Origin of the sequence: Mesorhizobium zhangyense (assembly GCF_011045115.1) — a bacterium.
Lineage (GTDB): Bacteria > Pseudomonadota > Alphaproteobacteria > Rhizobiales > Rhizobiaceae > Mesorhizobium_M > Mesorhizobium_M zhangyense.
Window position 1 is genome coordinate 1 of the sequence record NZ_JAAKZG010000062.1, and the last position, 656, is coordinate 656.

The following is a 656-nucleotide window of genomic DNA, read 5'->3' on the forward strand; positions in this document are numbered from 1 at the left end:
CTCGAAACTCACGATAATTCAGACCAATCGGCTGTGTGAGCACTTCGTTGCCGGAACGCCGGCCCGGACAGCGGCTGAATTGATTGGCGTCAACAAGAACACGGCAGTCCTTTTCTATCACCGTTTGCGCCTCATCATCGCTGACCAGATTGAGGATGCCTCGCCGATCCGCGGCGAGATCGAGGTCGACGAGTGCTATTTCGGTGGCACCCGCAAGGGCAAGCGTGGCCGGGGTGCTGCCGGAAAAGTGCCGGTCTTCGGCATCCTCAAGCGGGGTGGTCGCGTTTATACCAAGATGATCCCGGACTCCAAAATCACCACCCTCATTCCCATCATCGAGGCCAAGGTGGAACCGGATTCCATCGTCTTTTCAGATGCTTTCGCAGCTTATGACGTTCTCGACGTCGCCGGCTTCCGCCATCAGCGCATCAATCATCAGAAGACCTTCGTGCAAAGTCCAGGCCGACACATCAACGGCATCGAAAACTTCTGGAACCAGGCAAAGCGACACTTGCGCCGCTACAATGGAATTCCACGACACAACTTCCATCTCTTCCTCAAGGAATGCGAATGGCGCTTTAATTACGGACCACCAGCAAGCCTCTTGAAGACACTTAAAACTTGGATCAAACAACAAATCTCCTAGGACAGCCCCA

Annotated in this window: 1 protein-coding gene; it reads left to right on the forward strand. The window is 54.4% G+C overall.

From position 1 onward, the window contains the following. Positions 1-646: IS1595 family transposase (locus G6N74_RS30460; RefSeq protein ID WP_165121731.1), on the forward strand; the 646-nt coding region annotated here is incomplete at its 5' end. Positions 647-656: the final 10 nt, after the last annotated feature.